The sequence below is a fragment of the Paraburkholderia sp. RL18-101-BIB-B genome, from assembly GCF_046026985.1.
GTDB lineage: Bacteria > Pseudomonadota > Gammaproteobacteria > Burkholderiales > Burkholderiaceae > Paraburkholderia.
In genome coordinates this window covers 464,887-480,118 of record NZ_JARESV010000003.1, presented here as the reverse complement: position 1 = coordinate 480,118, position 15,232 = coordinate 464,887, and the positions used below count along the sequence as shown (strand labels likewise).

Here is a 15,232-nt window from a genome sequence, read left to right as displayed (position 1 = left end):
GATCGATAGGATGCCGTCATGGAAATGCGTCAGTTGAGAATCTTCTGTGCTGTGGCCGAAGAGGGCAGCTTCACTGCGGCGGCGGACAAAGTGCACACCGTGCAGTCCAATGTCACCATGCGGGTGAAAGAGCTCGAGGCTGAGTTGAGTCAGCAACTGTTCATTCGGCAAAAGAGTGGCGTGGTGCTCACGTCGGCCGGACAGACTTTCCTCGGCTACGCACGCCGCATTCTGCAGCTCACGGAGGAGAGTCGCAATGCGCTGATGGATACTGCAACGCCCGCCGGGCACCTTCGACTCGGATCGATGGAAACGACGGCTGCGATACGACTGCCCCAGGTGCTGACGAAATACCGGGCAAAGCATCCCCAGGTCAAGTTATCTCTGTTGACGGGCACCACCGTCGAATTGATCAAGGCCATCGAAAGTTATCGTCTCGATGGCGCGTTCGTGGGCGGGTTTCACGAGAACACAGGTCTGTCCCAGGAGGAGGCGTTCGAAGAAGAACTGGTCCTGGTGAGCAGTTGTGAGTTTGACTCGCTGGCAGCGCTTATCCGCGTCATGCCTCAACAAACGGTGCTTGTTTTCCGGACGGGATGCTTTTACCGCTCTACACTCGAGCATTGGTTTCATCAGGGCGGGCTGGTTCCCAATCAGGTGATGGAACTGGGAACGCTTGATGGCATCCTGTCATGTGTCGCTGCGGGCATAGGCGTTACGTTGTTGCCGAAGACTGTCGTCGAAAGCTATGTATCTCGGCAGACGATCCGCTATCATCGGCTGCCGCCCGAGATCGCAAATGTCAAGACCGTTTTCATTCGTAGGAGTGACACCTTGATCACCCCAGCATTGACCGCTTTCATTAGTCTGGCGCGAGATCAGTTCATCCGGGTAAACGAAGATACGAAAATCGTCGTGGAAAGAGTCGCGCCAGCGAAACATGCCGCTACCAACGCGCCGAAGCTCAACGTTCACTAGGGATCACGCGATTGCGCCGGCGGCCCAGCGTGTGAGGGGTAAGCGCCGCGATAACGAGGGGTAGCACGGCGTGCCTCTGCATGTCCGGGGTCGGCTATACAGACGCATACTCACCGACAGACGGTACGCTCAGAAGTGGTTGCTGATGCGATTCCGTGTGCGGCGAGTATGTTGACTGAAAGGCCGCTGCGGTTAGATCGCATTGCCTGCATCATGACAAAGTGGCGCCAATGCGTGGTGGTCGCTTGCATCATCGCCCCGCATTTCCGGGGCTGCGGATGACACAGGTAGCCCTTGGATGAGTTCAGCTACCCGTTCTGCCGCAGAGACGACACTGCCGATCTTTCCAACACCCTGCCCAGCGTAAAGCGACAGTTTCTGTGCCATCCGCGGCTTGTCAATCACGCGTGCTCCGCCGCCGATGAAGCGCAGCAAGTTCCATTTATCGCGATTTGGAATCACTCGGTGCGGGGTGCCGTACTTCCAGCCGAATGAGTAGCCCGTCCGATACTCAGTATCGTCCACGGTGGCTTCCACGATCTTTTGCTTGTAGAGCGGATGTGCGTTCGACTCGTGGCTTGCCACGAACGCCGTACCTACGAGGACACCCGCGGCGCCGAGCCCCATTGCGGCCTTGACGTCGTCGCGATTGGTGATGCCTCCTGCCGCCAGGACCGGCCGTCCTTGGGCGATTTTGCAAATCGCCGGTAGCAGCGACATCAGGCCAATGGTGCCCCGGTTGAGGTGGCCACCGCTCTCGCTTCCCTGCGCCACGATCATATCCGCCCCGCGCTCGATTGCCATTTCGGCGAGTTCGACTGTGCCAACCTGCACCGAGACCACCAGCCCGGCATCCTTGGCACGGGGAATCATCTCGACATAGTCCTCGGCGTAGAACAGCGAAAGCAGCCGCGGCTTCTCCCTGAGGATCACCTGAAACTGCGCTTCGAATACCTCAGGACCACCGAACGACGGAACGAGGTTGACTCCGAAGGGCATGTCTGTCAGTTCCCTTGTTTCCCGTATCCATTTGAGCAGGGCCAGCGGCGGCAGTCGCAGGCCGCCGAGCGTACCCATTCCGCCGGCATTCGCCACCGCGGCGACAAGCTTGGGGCCAGAAATTGCCGCCATACCCGCGAGAAAGATGGGGTACCTGACGCCGCAGAGTCGAGTGACCTCGCCCACGGCAAAATCCGATTTGACTTCGCGCATGGCTTCAAAGCTCCACGTGTTTTCCGATCATTCGTTTTAGGGCGTCATTCCGTAAAACCAGGTGATTCTTGAGCGCGCCGAAAATATGCAGCGCCAAGCCCAGGAGAAAGGCTGTCGCGCCGACGTTGAAAAGGATATCGACAACTCGCTTGACCTGCGCGTTGGGTTCAATGAGAGCAGGTATCGCGAATCCGCCTGGCAGACCAATACCTTCACCTGCGGCCGACTTTGAAAGCCATGCGGCGATCGGAAGCAGAACCATCGCCAAGGCTAGGGAAACTGCCACGGATCTGCTGACGATCACCTCAATGGGGTTCGGCGTGCCGACGGGCAGGGGATGATAGGAAGACATCCGCGCCCCGAATCGATAGATCGAGATGACGAACAATATGGTGCCGAGCAGGTTTTGGATCCGCGTCAAGCCCGCCCTTTGCACCTCGCCGGCTGTTTGGGATATGGCGATGTCGAAGCCGATAATCGAGAGTAGCAGAGCGGCCACGAGCCAATGCAGCGCGATAGTGACGGGTGAGAACCCGAGGCCATTGTCCCGCAGTTTCATACCTACCTCCTTGCGTGTGTTTTCAGACGACGGTCGGGCCATGAAGAGGGCTGACACCGGCAGGTCAAGGTCAGCCTTCAAGGCAGGCGCCAGCCGAAATCCAAGTGGGTTGCCGCTTCGGATGCGCCCGACATCGTCTGCGCACCAATCAGGCATTGGCCGTGACTGTACGACTCGATGTTAGCGATGGTGGTAAGGAGGAGTTGATGGGCGAGGTTCATTGGCTTATCCCCGCAATAGTCGTTGCGCTGGCCTGCCCGAGTTTGCAACCGGTGCATCGAATAGCCAGTTGAATCCGCACCGAATACCGGCCGCTGCAGTTGTTTCCATCAGTTTGTCTCCGTCCATGGAAGGTTTTTGATGCGTAGTCCCATCAGGAGATTGCTTGGTCCACCTCCCGGGCTGCAGCTTTCTGTTTCTTGAACGATATATGGACCGTTCAATCACTTCAAATGATGATTTGTGATGGTTGAAATCTCTTTTAGTGAATTGGGTCGGATGAGCAAACGGGTGATCGCCCAAGTCAGAGAAGTTTGGAGGAATCCAGAACATCTGGCGGTCATTTCCAAACAGTGCTTGCCATGTCTACACATATCCGGGTGGGAACCAGAATCGTGCATCCATGCTGAACCCAAGTAGAGAAGACATCATCTTTGCGACCTCCCATGACATTCTCTATTTACCAGATGTAAAAGGTGTTGTTCATGCCTTGGCCTTTATTCAGCGTCGTCGAAAACCTTATAGTTCCTACTGGAGGCTGTGGGTTGGCATGGGTCGGATGTGTCGACCGCAGACATAGTTTTGTCGGCGTCAGTTGAGACAGATCGCGCTTGCCGGAGCGTATTCCAGCTGTATCCCTCGTTGCAGACTCTTGCAATGCTACGCAGTTCCTCGAGGCCAAACCCGAGCGATTCGGCAGCGAATAATTCGAATGCCAACTACCTCCTGGCTGAACAAGGAAACTTCCATGACGTTGAAAGACGGTGCACCACCCGGCGTCCGTGTCGCGCCTGAAGATTACGAAACCGTTGAGGCAGGTCAACGCACCCAGATTGAGCGGCGTCGGTATCAGATGTATCCCCGTTTGACCGCAACGCGGATAGCCAAGACGGCTCGCTTCGGGACGACGGAACATTGGAAAGCCGGCGACGTCATGTTTCGCGCCGGAGAGCAGAGCGACGGCATGAGGATCTTGACTCGTGGAACCGTGCATTTGATCGTGCGAAACGGATTTGGGCAGTCGCGGCTTTTTCAGGAGGTTGGTGAGGGGCACTTTCTCGGAGAGACGGCCACACTCAGCGGCAAGCCATACCTCGTTGACGCGATTGCCATCACGGACGTTGATGCGTTCCTGATCGCGCCTGAGCGGCTCCGGGCGCTTCTGATTGCCGAAGCTCAACTCGGCTCGGAGATCATGCGCGCGTTCATTCTTCGGCGCGTCGGATTGATTCAGGATGGTAGTGGCCCGATCCTGATCGGATCTTCGACTGACGCGAGACTCATCGTTCTCGCAAATCTGCTGAGGCGCGCCAATCATCCACATCGGATCCTCGATCCGGCCACGGACGATGAGGCTCGCGATTTCCTTTCGAAGACACAGTGCGTAGAAGGACAGATGCCGCTAGCCGTACTGGTTGACGGCTCTATCCTGCACAATCCCGATGAAACGCTTCTCGCGTCGAAGCTCGGTCTGCTGCTCGGCTTCGATGAAGCCGGCACGTACGACACCGTCATTGTCGGTGCGGGTCCAGCCGGACTCGCTGCGGCCGTGTACGCCGCGTCAGAAGGACTTTCCGTGCTCGTTTTCGACTCAAAGGGCTTTGGTGGACAGGCCGGCGCAAGTACCAGGATCGAAAATTATTTCGGGTTTCCAACCGGCATCTCCGGTCATGTTCTGGTTAGCCGCGCATATGAGCAGGCTGTTAAATTTGGCGCGGAAATAGTCATACCGACCGAGGTGGCAAAGCTGCATTGCGCCGAATCGCCCTTCATGATCGAACTCAGGGACGGTCGTTGCGCCCACGCGAAGACGGTCGTTATAGCATCCGGTGCTGCCTATCGCCGCCCTCAAATCACGGGCCTCAATGAGTCCGAGATTCGCGGCGTCTACTATTGGGCGTCATCGATCGAGGGTCGTCTCTGTCAGGGTTCGGAAATCGTACTCGTGGGAGGAGGGAATTCTGCTGGACAGGCAATCGTCTTCCTGGCGAGCTATGCAGCACATGTCCATGTGCTGATTCGACGCGAGAGCTTGCACGAAACGATGTCGAGATATTTGATCGATCGCGTGAGCTCGTTCGCCAACGTGACGATTCATAGCAACTCTGCCATCGAATCTGTCGCATCAGACGAGGACGGCGTGACGGAGGTTCATTTTTGTTCGGACGGAAATCACACACGAATCCCGACTCGCCATCTCTTTCTCTTTACCGGCGCCGACCCTGCCACCGGCTGGTTGCGTGGATGCGGAGTGGAGGTTGATGACAAAGGTTTCGTTATTACCGACCGCACGGGTTCGACGGAGTCAACGACGGCCAATTTCGCATTTCAGACGAGTGTTCCGGGCGTTTTTGCAATCGGCGACGTGCGTTCGACTTCGATTAAGCGTGTCACGTCCGCCGTCGGGGAAGGTGCCGGCGTAGTGGCCGAAATACATTCGCTATTGACGGCCCAACGTTGAGGCAGTGCCCGATCGCGCCTCCCGACGTAGTCGCGTGCGACACGACCCTGTGTAGACGGTCAATACGGTGTGCGTCATGTTTTCCCACCGATGTACGCGTCATCCTTTTTTGCGTGTGCTTCGTTTCCGTGCTGACGATCTGTGTGACTGAAATACGGTCATATCGTACAGGATGCGTTTGAGGATCTCGTCAGCTGCCTTGGAAAGAGGACGCCCGTTGCGCACGAGGACTCTGGCTTGCGCGGACGAAAACAGCGGATGGTCGACCGTTCTAGAAACCAAGGTTCCTGCCTCGAGCTCGGCGCGGGCAGCAAACTTGGTTGCGAAAATGACGCCACGTCCCGTCTTCGCGAACCTGATCAGCACACGCAGGGAATTAACAGTGAGTACTGGCGCGAGACGCAGATTCTCCGCGAAAGCGAGGGCCTGCATGAGCTGACCGAGACCGAAGGACACCGGCATGAGACCGATCGGATAAGAAAGTACATGATGGACAGAGATCGGTGTTCGGGTATCGCCCTGTGACAGTGGATGATCTCTTGCGGCGAGTACGACGACGGGCTCCGGGGCGCTTGCAAGGTATCGGGTGTGTGGGGAGTTGGGCGGGTTGTACGCTATCCCGATGTGCGCGATGTCTTCTTCGACTTCTCTTACCACCTCGTTGACCGGTGCCACATTCATTACGACATCCAGCTTCGGGTACTGCGCCGAGAAACTGTTCAGCACTTCGTCCAGGAAGTCATCGACGAAGCCTTCGCTGATGGAGATCCGAACCTGACCTCGCTGCAACCCACGCAACTCATCTAGCCTGTCCTGAAGATGCTCCTGCTGTGCCTGGCAGGCTCTCCAGTATTCCAGCAACTGATGTGCCGCCTCGGTTGGTGCCACGCCGCGGGATTGCCTTTCGAACAGGACCATCCCGACTTCATCTTCCAGCAGCTTGATCTGCCGCGTAATGACCGACGGCGCCGTGTTGACGCTGTCGGCGGCGCTGCGAATTGAGCCGTGGGTCAGCACTTCGTGAAAATAACGAAGCCTGCGTTGGTTTATTTCCCGCATGGCGTAAATCCCCGTGTTGCTCAAAAGACAACGATAGCGGTCCACGGTTGCTCTTGCAACCAGGTTTTTCTTGGGTAACGATGCAGACACCAGAACCGCCGGATCCGCTATCGAAACTGGAGCGAATTGATGTCTACACTGTCTTCCGCTGCGCTCTCGCATGGCAAGCGAGCTGTTTATCGTCGCATAGACTTGCATGTGTTACCGCTATTGGTGTGCTGCTATCTCTTCGCCTATCTTGATCGGATCAATATCGGCTTCGCGAAGCTACAGATGCAATCCGACATCGGAATCAGCGACGCGGCGTTCGGGGTCGGTGCAGGGATTTTCTTTCTGGGGTACATGCTCTTTGAAATCCCGAGCAACCTGCTGCTTCCTCGCCTCGGAGCGCGCAAAACGCTCAGCCGAATCATGGTGCTATGGGGACTCACATCCGCTGCCATGATGTTTGTTCACGATGTGCATTCGTTCTACATTCTGCGGTTCATGCTCGGAGTCTTCGAAGCCGGTTTCGCGCCGGGAATGGTCTTTTATCTGACATGTTGGTACCCACAGGCGCGGATGGCGCAGGTGATGGCTTTCGTGATGGCGGCCGCGCCTCTCGGTGGGATTGTCGGGGCACCTTTGTCGACAGGGATCATGGCCTTGCTTTCGGGTGCGCACGGGCTTGCTGGTTGGCAATGGATGTTTCTCCTCGAGGGCTTGCCCTGCGTTGTCCTCGGAGTCGTTACGTTCTTCTGTCTGGACGATCGCATTGAATCGGCGCGATGGTTGTCCAGCGATGAGAAGGCATCACTTTTGCAAGACATCGGAAGCCGGAAGGCGAGTCACGCGGGGTTCAGGGACGTCTGCACCGACGGTCGCGTCTACGTGATGGCATTCGCGTATTTCTGCCTTATATGTGGCATATACGCCGTCAGTTTCTGGCTTCCGACAATCCTCAAGTCAGGAGGCGTGTCAGATCTCATGACCATTGGCTTCCTGTCAGCCATTCCCTATGGTCTTGCGGTGATCGCGATGTGGGTGATAGGCAGAAGCTCTGATAAGCGGATTGAGCGTCGCTGGCATAGCGCGGTGCCTGCAATGGTTGGTGCGGTTGCGCTGGCCATTTCAGCATTTTCGATAGGCTCACTGTGGTTATCGTTCGCCAGCATTACGTTGGCGACGGCTCTCACGTGGGCTGCGTACACGGTATTCTGGGCCATGCCGTCAGAGCATCTGAAGGGGGACGTGGCGGCCGGCGGCATTGCGCTGATCAACACGATTGGGCTGGTTGGGGGTTTTATCAGCCCAAGCATCATTGGATGGGTAAAAAGCGCAACCGGGAGCATGCAGACTGCACTTCTGCCAACGGTTGCTCTGTTGATGGTGGGAGCGTGCGTTCTAGCGCTTATTCGATCCAAACGAGAGGCTTGAAGGACGCCACATCATGAAAATACTGATTGCCGGGTTCCAGCACGAGACAAACACATTTGCGCCGTCCAAGGCGGACTATGAGAATTTCGTCCGCGGGGAAGGATTTCCAGCTATGGTCTGCAAAGACGACGTATTCCAACTGCAAAACGTGAACATCCCGATCGGAGGATTTATCCAGGAGATGCAAGCGGAAGGACATCACCTGATCCCGATCATATGGGCGGCGGCGAGCCCTTCGGCCCACGTAACCCGATCAGCTTACGAGCGGATTGCTGGTGAAATCGTCGAAGCGGTCCGCACCACCAAGGTGGACGCGATTTATCTGGACCTGCACGGAGCCATGGTGGCCGAGCATGTCGATGACGGGGAAGGGGAACTGCTGGCACGCATTCGAAGTATTGTCGGTAGTGACCTACCTGTTGTCGCGTCACTTGATCTGCATGCGAACGTAACGGAGCAGATGCTGCGCAATGCAAGCGGTCTCGTGGCATACCGGACGTACCCTCACGTGGACATGGCCGATACGGGAAGGGCTGCGGCGCATCTATTGCGACGGCTGATAGCCAGCAAAACGCCGGTCACGATGGCCTATCGGCGCATCCCGTTTCTCATTCCGGTGAATGCGATGTGCACACTGCTTGAGCCGGCGCGTAGCGTCTACCAACATCTGACAGCTCAGGAAAATACCGCAGTACTGTCAATTTCGTTCACACCGGGATTCCCCGCTGCGGATTTTCCGGAATGCGGACCGATGGTCTGGTGCTATGCCACCGAACCAGACCACGCGGATGCGGCGGTGGCAGCCATTTATGACGACATCATCGAGCGGGAGTCCGAATGGGCGGTCGAATTTCTTAACCCGGACGAGGCTGTACGTGAGGCGCAGCGAATCGCTTCCCGCGCGAACCGTCCGGTGGTCATCGCCGACACGCAGGATAACCCTCATGGCGGCGCGGATTCAAATACGACGGGAATGCTCCGGGCACTGGTGCGCAACAAAGCTCAGGGCGCTGCACTGGGCCTGATGTGGGACCCTGAAGTCGTTCGAGTGGCTCACAAGGCGGGCAAAGGAAGTTACATCACAGTAGCGTTGGGCGGCAAGTCTGAGGTCGTTGGTGACTTCCCGTTCGAAGCGACATTCGAAGTTGAACATCTTTCGGACGGAAAATGTATCTTTGACGGTCCGATGATGCACGGAATGCACGTCGATGTCGGTCCGACTGCCTGCCTTCGAATTGACGACGTGAGAGTCGTTGTGAGTTCCGTTAAGGCACCGATGAACGATCGCAACCTTTTCAGAATGGCTGGTATTCAGCCTGAGAAGATGAGGATCCTGGTGAACAAGAGTTCCGTGCATTTCCGCGCGGACTTCGGTCCAATTGCCGAGCGTATTCTCGTAGCCAAGTCGCCTGGCCCGATGGCGGCTGATCCGGCCGATCTGCCGTGGAAACGACTAGGAGCCGGTACGCGTGCGCGCCCAACCGTGAGTTCAAACCGGCCACCCAACGACGACACTCTCCGTACCGACGAACGATCAACCAACTTGTAGGGTGATTAAATGACATTGCGAGTACCGGATATTTCCCGGTTTCCCAAGGCGCAATTGCGCGACGGGCCTTCACCGATTCTGGCACTGCCTAGATTGAGTCAGCACTTAAGAGGTGCCGAGATCTATGTCAAGCGGGAAGATCTTGATGGCCTGGGAGGCGGCGGCAACAAGCTGCGCAAGCTCGAGTTTCTGATCGGGGAGGCGCAGGCGGCAGGCGCCGACACGATCATCACGGTTGGCGGCCGACAGTCGAATCATGCCCGGTTGACGGCAGCGGCGGCTGCGCGCATTGGAATGAAATGTGAACTGGTGCTCTCGAGGCTGGTTCCGATCGAAGACGATGACTATGTCGAAAATGGCAACGTGGTACTAGATCGCCTCTTTGGTGCGGTCATCCATGATGTTCCAGGGAACGTTAATGCGCTGCAGGTTGCGGAAGAGCGGGCCGCAAAGCTGCGTGGCGAAGGCCGAAAAGTGTATGTGTGTCCGCTCGGCGGATCGAGCCCGGTCGGCTGTCTGGGCTATGTTTCCTGTGCAATTGAGATTCTCGACCAGTCGAGGAGCGGCGGAATTGACTTTGACTATATCGTTGTCGCAAATGGCAGTGGTGGCATGCAGGCCGGGCTTATAGCGGGGGCGATCGCTGCTGGTGTGTCGCCGATGAAAGTAGTGGGGTACACGGTTCTTGCGCCGCTCGAAAAAGCGTATGCCACCACGTGCGAAAAAGTGCAGCAGACGCTTGACTTGATGGGTTCTGGTCTCACGGTATCCGGCGACGACGTTGTTCTCCATGGTGACCAACTCGGAATCGGCTACGGATTGCCTACTGACTCAATGCGCCGGGCAGTCAATCTTTTGGCCAGTCAGGAAGGCCTTCTGTTGGACCCGGTATATAGCGGCAAGGCGTTCGCGGGTCTGATTCAGAGCGTCGAGAATGGAGCTTTCGGTGCGGGGAAAAAGGTTCTGTTTCTTATGAGTGGGGGTACTCCTTCGTTGTTTGCATACCGCACCGCGTTCGACTGACTGGGGATTTATCCGTCGGGCCTCTCAGAATTGATAGCAAAAACAAGCCTTTAAACCATTTTCTGAATGAACGATGTTGTTACTGCGGCTTACCGAGTGCGGGGCTAAAGCGGTGCACCCGAATCCTTTGCTAACGCTCCATGGCAGGCCACGGGGTGGGAGCCAGGCTGGCAATGCGGTCAGAGTGATCTGGAGCCCGTCAGGCAGCAGCGACCACGTTGTACACGTGTCAAAGTTCGCCGGTTAAATACTGAGCGACGCCGTTCCCGAAGCTCCAGTCCGAGTCTGAGTTGGTGGTGATGGAGACGATCACATCATTTGCACCCGTGCCACAGTTTGCCGCTAATTCGGCCGTAAGCTCACTATAGAATTTGCGCTTTGACTCGTCAGAACGTGGACGAGTGGTGACTGAAACCAGCGTCAGTTTTTCGGTACGTACGATTCCGAGCCCGGTGTCTTCCGCGACTAACCGGCGGAGATTGTGTTCCGTCAACACCTGATAGCGGTCCGTTTGGGGTACTTCGAAAGCCTTGACTACGGCTCGATGTACGGCATCGAGCAAGGAGTTGATTTCAGCCTCCGTTCTTCCTTGAAGGACATCGATACGAATTAGCGGCATTCTTTCCTCCGTGAATAAAAGAAACGGTGTCGGCGCGATGGCACGAGCGATGGGAATGATCCAGCCTGGATTCCCAGCCTGACAATGCGACCTTCGGCATGGATACCAGCCAAACGTATGTATCGGCGCTGGGCCTGGTGACCCTAACGATGCTGAGCATCAAGATGTGAAAGCTATCGCCGGCAAGCGCTTATCCTACTTTGCATTCCTCTTTCTTTGGCCGATACAGTGGCGTGGACACTTGAACACCGGCCAACAATTGAAATTCGCGCGGCGTCGCACGACCGGTGATGATGGCATCGCAGAATGGTTGACGCACAGGAACAATTGAATTACCACAGACTGCGATCATCTCGCATCGAAAGTCGTTCAGAATACGAGGCATCCCCATCACAGCCGAAACGTCATGGTGTCTCTTGACGTGGTCAGGCTATTCACATGAACACTAACCCGCAACACGCATCCGTGAAGATGACTCGTGGTAGCAGCGCCAGCCGCTCTGCCGAAGGCCCGCCGGACCTTCCGTGCGCATTCGCCTGACGTTTGTCCCGCTCGGCTCTGGTGCTCGACGAACTCGCCACCCATGTCGTGTCGCGGTTTCCGACCTTGGGTGCGCCGTGATCAGGCGAACGATCCCGCAGGCATTCACAAATTCGGTTGTGCCTGTCTGTCTCTGTTGCCCTCGTATCGAGTCGTTCGCGTAACAGGTCATTTTCATCATGAAAGCAATGAAAAAACCACTCAGAATCGATTTTGTCTCCGACGTAGCGTGCCCGTGGTGTGCTATCGGTCTCTCCTCGCTGCAACTTGCGATCGCGCGCCTTGGCGAGGCCGTCGACGTCGAATTAGTCACGCATCCCTTCGAACTGAATCCGCAGATGGGCAACGATGGCGAAGCACTCGTCGAACATATCGGAAAGAAATACGGGCGCACCCCGGAACAGATAGCCGAGGCACAGGTCGCGCTGCGCGAGCGTGGCGCGAATGTCGGCTTTACTTTTGGCCCGCGCACACGCATTTACAACACCTTCGATGCGCATCGCCTGTTGCATTGGGCCGCTATCAAAGGCAAACAGTTACCGCTGAAAGAGGCGCTACTACGGGCCTATCACGGCGAGGGTAAGGCCCCGAGCGACCATGACGTTCTGGTCGACGCCGCGGAATCTGTGGGGCTCGACGCAGAGCAGACGCGCACCGTTCTGCAAAGCGGCGACTACGCCGATGAAGTTCGTGCGGAAGAAGAGAAATATCAGGCGATGGGTATCCATTCGGTGCCGTCAATCATCGTTGACAATCGCTATATGCTGACCGGCGCACAGCCTGTCGAAGCCTTTGAGGACGCCATCCGACAAATTCTGACGGAAGCGTGAGGCATCCTCCGCAGTGACTTCCGCGATGACTTTCGCGCCGCAATGTCGGCTCGTCGTCGACTTCGGAAATTTTTCATAGGGTAGCGTTATGGATGTTGCGGACCTCAGGGCATTTGAAGCGGTCGCTCGCCACGGGAGCATGAACAGGGCAGCCGTAGAGTTGCACACTGTCCAGTCCAACGTAACGGCCCGGATCCGTTCACTGGAAAAAGAAGTTGGTGTTGCGCTCTTTCAGCGGCATGTCCGCGGTGTGAGCATGACTCCGGCGGGGCAGCGCATGCTTCCTTACGCGGCGCGGATCGCCAAGCTCGTTGCAGACGCTCGCGTGGCGGCCATGGACGACGGACCTCCGGGTGGTTCCCTGGTGTTGGGAACCATGGAAACCGCTGCGGCGCTGCGGCTTTCACCGATAGTGAGCAACTTCGCGCGGATGTATCCGCAAGTCAGGCTGTCGCTGACGACCGGAACAAGCCGCAGCCTCGCGACGGATGTGGCGGAATGCCGTCTGGATGGAGCGTTCATAGCAGGTCCTCTTGACCACCCGGAGCTTCACAGCGAAAAGATTCTCCATGAAGAACTGGTGCTTGTGACCCCTCGGACCATAGACTCCCTGGAGTCTTTGGCGTCAATCCCGAACCTGAAAACGATTGTGTTCCGCGTCGGGTGCGCGTATCGGCAGCAGCTGGAAGCGCTGCTTGTCGAGATGGGGATTCTTGTGACGGCTCTCGAGTTCGGCTCGTTGGACGCAATCATTGCGTGTGTAGCGGCCGGTATCGGGATCACGTTGCTACCGCGAGGCGTGGTCGCGTCAGCGGCGCAGCAGGACATCATTGCCCTCCATGAGGTCTCACCTGAAAAAACACATGTCGAGACGCTTTTCGTCCGACGGCATGACGCATACATGTCGAGCGCCATGCGCGCTTTCGTCGAGGTCTCGCGCTCGGAGTTTGGGCCTTTGATGGCGGCGGCGTAGCGGCGTACCGGCGGAGAAACCTCATCGTCTGCGTATTCGAGGCGTTCACGACAGTCGTCAGCTTGAGCATGTTGCTGTCGTTGCCGGCGCCACCATTTTCTTCGCGGCTATTCTGACCGTAGTACTGGTTAAGGAAAGGGTATCTATTTTCTCGATACCCATATCATCACAAACCGCTTATGCACTCTCGAAACATTGTTAAGCTGCTTTCTACGTGATGCGTCAACTATCCGAACGCAGGAACGTCGTTATACGTTCCGTCGGGTTTTCAAAGAGTACATCCGTGATGATGGCAACTGTCGCGAAACCTTCTCGTGTCGAGCAATACGCTACACGCGAGGCCGCTTCGGAGTTGGCGAATATCATCTAAGTTCAAATGGAGAGCTTGGGGATGACTGATGCACCTCTAACACTTGGCATAGACCACGTTGGTCTGACGGTCCGTAATCTGATCGTCACCCGGGACTTTTTCATCAACGTCCTGGGCTGGACACAGGTTGGCGGGAGGCCCGACTACCCGGCGGCTTTTGTGTCCGACGGGCACATCACGCTGACACTCTGGGAGGTCAAGGATCTGCAGAATTGCGTGGCGTTCGACCGCAAAACGAATGTAGGTCTCCATCACCTCGCGCTGCGGGTCGGTAGTAAAGAGGCTCTCGACGCAATCTTCGCACGGGTCTCCGGATGGCCAGGGGTAGTGGTTGAGTTCGCACCTGAGAACATGGGTGAAGGACCCAAGCGTCACACGATGTTGTACGAGCCGGGCGGCATCAGACTCGAGTTCGATTTCGATCCGCGAATTCAGCCTGCTTGAGTCGTGTTGAGTCATGGACGAAGTGGTTCAGGTAGCGCGTGGTGCAGACCTACTCATCGTATCTAGCGCCCGATTTCTTATCAAAGTAGCTGCTGGAACGGCAGTTCGAAGACTATCCAACGGGAGGTTCCAAACATGAGCCACGCCGCCCAGCGCATTTTTTTGATTACCGGTGCGAGTTCCGGTTTTGGTCGTGCCTTGGCGAAAGCAGCATTGGCCGCCGGCAACACGGTGATTGGCATTGTGAGGAGCGAGCGTGCGAAGGCTGAGTTTGAGGGATTGCATGCACATCACGCCCACGGTGTGATCCTCGATGTGTCTGATTTCGATTCAATCAATGCGACGATCAAGGAAGTCGCCGAGCGCGTTGGTGCAATCGACGTTCTCGTGAATAGTGCAGGATACGGTCATGAAGGAATCCTCGAGGAATCTCCGCTCGATGAACTCCGTCGTCAGTTCGATGTGAATGTGTTCGGCGCAGTCGCTATGATCAAGGCCGTGCTCCCGTCGATGCGAATTCGACGCACCGGTCACATCATCAATATCACGTCGATGGCGGGGCTAGTTACATTTCCCGGCATTGCATACTACTGCGGTAGCAAGTTCGCACTTGAGGGCATATCAGAGGCCTTGGAACAGGAAGTGCGCAGTTTCGGTATCAAGGTGACGGCTGTTGCTCCGGGCGCGTTTCGAACGGATTGGGCGGGCAGATCGATGGTGCGCACTGAGCACAGTATCGACGACTACGACCCGGTGTTTGCTCCGATCCGCCGCGCCCGTATGGCGAAAGATGGGAAACAGCCTGGGGATCCGGTGAAGGCGGCGCAGATCATGTTGGACCTGATCGACGAGGTTGATCCGCCGGTTCACCTCGTGCTTGGCGATGATGCGTTAAGTGTAGTCCGGGACAGAATGTCAGTGCTGAGCCACGAAATTGACGCTTGGGAATCCGTTTCGAAATCCACTGGCTTCTCGTGAAA

At 56.7% G+C, this 15,232-nt stretch carries 14 protein-coding genes; 9 read left to right on the top strand and 5 right to left on the bottom strand.

Annotated features, from left to right (window positions below):
• Positions 1–18: 18 nt before the first annotated feature.
• A complete protein-coding gene (locus tag P0D73_RS08055; RefSeq protein ID WP_408430775.1) occupies positions 19–978 on the top strand; it encodes a LysR family transcriptional regulator in 960 nt (319 codons plus the stop codon).
• A gap of 192 nt (positions 979–1,170) precedes the next feature.
• Here the strand turns inward: P0D73_RS08055 and P0D73_RS08050 are convergent, their stop codons facing one another.
• The 3 genes from P0D73_RS08050 to P0D73_RS08040 form a co-directional block, all read right to left on the bottom strand.
• Positions 1,171–2,190: an NAD(P)H-dependent flavin oxidoreductase gene (locus P0D73_RS08050; RefSeq protein ID WP_408310667.1), complete on the bottom strand. Its 1,020-nt coding sequence runs from the start codon at positions 2,188–2,190 to the stop codon at positions 1,171–1,173.
• 4 nt (positions 2,191–2,194) lie between these two features.
• Positions 2,195–2,749: a cytochrome b gene (locus P0D73_RS08045; protein WP_408310670.1), complete on the bottom strand. Its 555-nt coding sequence runs from the start codon at positions 2,747–2,749 to the stop codon at positions 2,195–2,197.
• 77 nt (positions 2,750–2,826) lie between these two features.
• Positions 2,827–2,970, bottom strand: a complete 144-nt coding sequence (locus P0D73_RS08040) for a hypothetical protein (protein WP_408430773.1) — start codon at positions 2,968–2,970, stop codon at positions 2,827–2,829.
• A gap of 746 nt (positions 2,971–3,716) precedes the next feature.
• Between P0D73_RS08040 and P0D73_RS08035 the strand changes: the two genes are divergently transcribed.
• On the top strand, positions 3,717–5,429 hold the full coding sequence (locus P0D73_RS08035; protein WP_408430770.1) for an FAD-dependent oxidoreductase: 1,713 nt from the start codon (positions 3,717–3,719) through the stop codon (positions 5,427–5,429).
• A gap of 99 nt (positions 5,430–5,528) precedes the next feature.
• Here the strand turns inward: P0D73_RS08035 and P0D73_RS08030 are convergent, their stop codons facing one another.
• On the bottom strand, positions 5,529–6,488 hold the full coding sequence (locus tag P0D73_RS08030; protein WP_408430847.1) for a LysR family transcriptional regulator: 960 nt from the start codon (positions 6,486–6,488) through the stop codon (positions 5,529–5,531).
• Between the two features lie 129 nt (positions 6,489–6,617).
• On the opposite strand from P0D73_RS08030, the gene P0D73_RS08025 reads away from it, so the two are divergent.
• Genes P0D73_RS08025 through P0D73_RS08015 form a run of 3 tightly spaced genes read left to right on the top strand, consistent with a single transcriptional unit; the run spans position 6,618 to position 10,476 of the window.
• Positions 6,618–7,904: an MFS transporter gene (locus P0D73_RS08025; RefSeq protein ID WP_408430767.1), complete on the top strand. Its 1,287-nt coding sequence runs from the start codon at positions 6,618–6,620 to the stop codon at positions 7,902–7,904.
• A gap of 13 nt (positions 7,905–7,917) precedes the next feature.
• Positions 7,918–9,453, top strand: a complete 1,536-nt coding sequence (locus P0D73_RS08020; protein ID WP_408430765.1) for a M81 family metallopeptidase — start codon at positions 7,918–7,920, stop codon at positions 9,451–9,453.
• A 9-nt stretch (positions 9,454–9,462) separates the two neighbouring features.
• Entirely contained in the window at positions 9,463–10,476 is a 1,014-nt protein-coding gene (locus tag P0D73_RS08015) for a D-cysteine desulfhydrase family protein (RefSeq protein WP_408430762.1), read from the top strand.
• Between the two features lie 229 nt (positions 10,477–10,705).
• On the opposite strand, the gene P0D73_RS08010 is transcribed toward P0D73_RS08015, so the two are convergent.
• On the bottom strand, positions 10,706–11,095 hold the full coding sequence (locus tag P0D73_RS08010; protein ID WP_408176030.1) for a tautomerase family protein: 390 nt from the start codon (positions 11,093–11,095) through the stop codon (positions 10,706–10,708).
• 728 nt (positions 11,096–11,823) lie between these two features.
• Here P0D73_RS08010 and P0D73_RS08005 point away from each other — a divergent pair.
• From P0D73_RS08005 to P0D73_RS07990, 4 genes are all read left to right on the top strand, one after another.
• Positions 11,824–12,465, top strand: coding sequence for a DsbA family oxidoreductase (locus tag P0D73_RS08005; protein WP_408430844.1), 642 nt, complete (start codon positions 11,824–11,826; stop codon positions 12,463–12,465).
• 88 nt (positions 12,466–12,553) lie between these two features.
• A complete protein-coding gene (locus P0D73_RS08000; RefSeq protein ID WP_408310688.1) occupies positions 12,554–13,438 on the top strand; it encodes a LysR substrate-binding domain-containing protein in 885 nt (294 codons plus the stop codon).
• 391 nt (positions 13,439–13,829) lie between these two features.
• Positions 13,830–14,252 (top strand): VOC family protein, encoded by a 423-nt coding sequence (locus tag P0D73_RS07995; RefSeq protein ID WP_408310691.1) that lies wholly within the window; start codon positions 13,830–13,832, stop codon positions 14,250–14,252.
• A gap of 135 nt (positions 14,253–14,387) precedes the next feature.
• Positions 14,388–15,230 (top strand): oxidoreductase, encoded by an 843-nt coding sequence (locus tag P0D73_RS07990; RefSeq protein ID WP_408430760.1) that lies wholly within the window; start codon positions 14,388–14,390, stop codon positions 15,228–15,230.
• Positions 15,231–15,232 lie beyond the last annotated feature (2 nt).